5 protein-coding genes are annotated in these 2,021 nt (G+C 52.6%); 4 read left to right on the forward strand and 1 reads right to left on the reverse strand.

What is annotated here, in order from left to right:
- Positions 1-14: 14 nt before the first annotated feature.
- The 3 genes from ACFTOW_RS13495 (at position 15) to ACFTOW_RS13505 (ending at position 844) form a co-directional block, all read left to right on the forward strand.
- Positions 15-182, forward strand: a complete 168-nt coding sequence (locus ACFTOW_RS13495) for a DUF3768 domain-containing protein (RefSeq protein ID WP_379916569.1) — start codon at positions 15-17, stop codon at positions 180-182.
- 69 nt (positions 183-251) lie between these two features.
- On the forward strand, positions 252-512 hold the full coding sequence (locus ACFTOW_RS13500) for a type II toxin-antitoxin system ParD family antitoxin (protein ID WP_379916571.1): 261 nt from the start codon (positions 252-254) through the stop codon (positions 510-512).
- The gene (locus tag ACFTOW_RS13505) at positions 509-844 is read left to right on the forward strand and encodes a type II toxin-antitoxin system RelE/ParE family toxin (RefSeq protein WP_379916573.1); all 336 of its coding nucleotides are present in this window, start codon (positions 509-511) and stop codon (positions 842-844) included. Before ACFTOW_RS13500 ends, ACFTOW_RS13505 begins: the two co-directional genes overlap by 4 nt.
- 117 nt (positions 845-961) lie before the next feature.
- Here ACFTOW_RS13505 and ACFTOW_RS13510 read toward each other — a convergent pair whose 3' ends face one another.
- Positions 962-1,204: a type II toxin-antitoxin system prevent-host-death family antitoxin gene (locus ACFTOW_RS13510; RefSeq protein ID WP_379916575.1), complete on the reverse strand. Its 243-nt coding sequence runs from the start codon at positions 1,202-1,204 to the stop codon at positions 962-964.
- 272 nt (positions 1,205-1,476) lie between these two features.
- Here ACFTOW_RS13510 and ACFTOW_RS13515 point away from each other — a divergent pair.
- A partial coding sequence (locus ACFTOW_RS13515) for a tyrosine-type recombinase/integrase (protein ID WP_379916577.1) occupies positions 1,477-2,021 on the forward strand: 545 nt, incomplete at its 3' end.

The raw sequence follows: 2,021 nt of genomic DNA on the forward strand, positions 1-2,021 counted from the left end.
CGTTCTCATCCTGATTGACGCTGGATTCTCAGCCTGTTTGTCGCGCGGCACATTGGCGCAAGGTTCAGGTGTTTTGGAAGTGGGATTACTACGATCTCGATCTGCAAATGCACTCACCCGATCCAACCGATGAAACCGTCACAGCGCGGGTGCTGACGGTTATGCTGGCCGACGAATACTGAGCGCCTTGCGTCTCACTAGACAAAATTCAAGCATTGGCATATTATGCCAACCAACAGCAGGAGGATCATATGGCGACGCGCAATGTTGTATTAACGTCAGAACAGGCGGAATTGGTCGAGCGTTTGGTGACGGCGGGCCGCTATCAAAATGCAAGCGAAGCTTTGAGAGCAGGGCTCCGGCTTCTCGAAAGGGAAGAAGTGGAAGCCCTTGACCTGCGGGAACGCTTGCTCTCCAGCTTGCGACAGGCTCAGCAAGGTGAATTTGCCAAAGATAGCGGGCAAGCCATCGTCCAACGTGCATTCTCCACTGCGCGCAAGACACAAAAATGACCAAACCTTGGCGCGCAACGCTACAAGGAGAGAAAAGCCTGCTGGATATTGCACTTTGGACCCTAGAAACATTTGGGCCACGTCAAGCAGACGCCTATGAGCAAGACATCCTTGCCAAGATGGATGATATCGCAGCGGGTGCTGCACATACGCAAAGCTGCCGTTTGCTCATAGATAGCAACCTAGCCGACGACATTCGATTCACGCGGGTAGGTGGGCATTATCTGATCTACATCGAGTATCCTGACAGCTTCGTTCTTTTGGATTTACTGCATCAAACGATGGACATACCTCGTCATCTTGCACGCGTGCCTGGCAACCTAAAGCAGTAAGAAAATGAAACTGTAGCGTTCCCCGAACCCGCTTGACCCTGCGGATACAACCGTCACAGTTCGGGTGTTGATGTCAATTTCTAGAATTTCTATAGCATACGGCCTGCTCGGGGCGTATCAGTCATTTGCGATGCTGTGCTCAAGCTGCGCAATCAGATCGTCCGCCTCGTCCGCAGCCAAATCTTCCACATGCACAGCCCGGCGCTGGTCTGCCTTCACGTTCAACCGCTCAAACTGCTCTACGCTCAGCAGCACATAGCGCGCTTTGCCGTGTCGCTGGATGTTCACTGGTTCCTGTGCCGCTGCCGCCAGCACATCCCCAGTTTTGTTGGCCAGTTCTGTGGATGAGAAATTACGCATGATCAGCTCCCTCTATGCAAAACATAAATATTAGCTAAAACATATAAAGTCAAGAATACATCGAAATCTGTGACGCAGGCGTTAACTACGCAGTTATCAGCAAGCAACGCGACACAGCTGAAAACCTCATACAATCAGCATTGTGTGAGATTTTCGCCTAAGTCATTGAATTCATTGAGTGACCAACTTCCACCATTTTAGGTCGACCAACCAAAACCTCAGGCTTTATAGTCAAGCATATGAAAACATGAGGTTTTTGGGGGAATTGCGCCATGCGCCAAGCACAGACACTGAATGAAGCTCAGCTGCGTCGCGTCATACAATACTGCCGCTGCCGCCGTCATCCAACACGCGATCAAACCATTGTCCTGTTCAGCTTCTACGCCGGGCTACGGGCAAAGGAAATCGCCGCACTGAAACGCGGCGATGTGTTTGACCAGGCAGGCGCTGTGCGCACACAATTCATCCTGTCTGCGGCACAGAGCAAGGGCGGTGCAACACGCACAGTGTATGTGAACCAGCGACTGCGCAGGGCATTGGCGGATTATGCTGCTGGCTTGAACTTGAGCGATCCTGAGCGGCCCCTGTTTGAAAGCCAGAAAGGTGGGCACTTCTCCGCCAACACAATGTGCCAGTTGTTTCTCGACATATACAAGGCGGTGGGCTTGAAAGACGCGTCCAGCCATTCAGGTCGTCGCACATACATCACCAGATTGGCCAACAAGGGCGTGGGTGTGCGCTTGCTGGCGGCTTTGTTCACTCCCAGGCTGGCCTTTGACGATCTGGCGGCGCTGAATGCCTGGCTTCTGCTGCGCTG

Origin of the sequence: Lacimonas salitolerans (genome assembly GCF_042677865.1) — a bacterium.
GTDB lineage: Bacteria > Pseudomonadota > Alphaproteobacteria > Rhodobacterales > Rhodobacteraceae > Lutimaribacter > Lutimaribacter salitolerans.

Bases quoted from the DNA above. Each gene is read 5' to 3' on its own strand.
- ACFTOW_RS13510 (WP_379916575.1), bottom strand. From the start codon at position 1,204: ATGCGTAATTTCTCATCCACAGAACTGGCCAACAAAACTGGGGATGTG.
- ACFTOW_RS13505 (WP_379916573.1), top strand. From the start codon at position 509: ATGACCAAACCTTGGCGCGCAACGCTACAAGGAGAGAAAAGCCTGCTG.
- ACFTOW_RS13500 (WP_379916571.1), top strand. From the start codon at position 252: ATGGCGACGCGCAATGTTGTATTAACGTCAGAACAGGCGGAATTGGTC.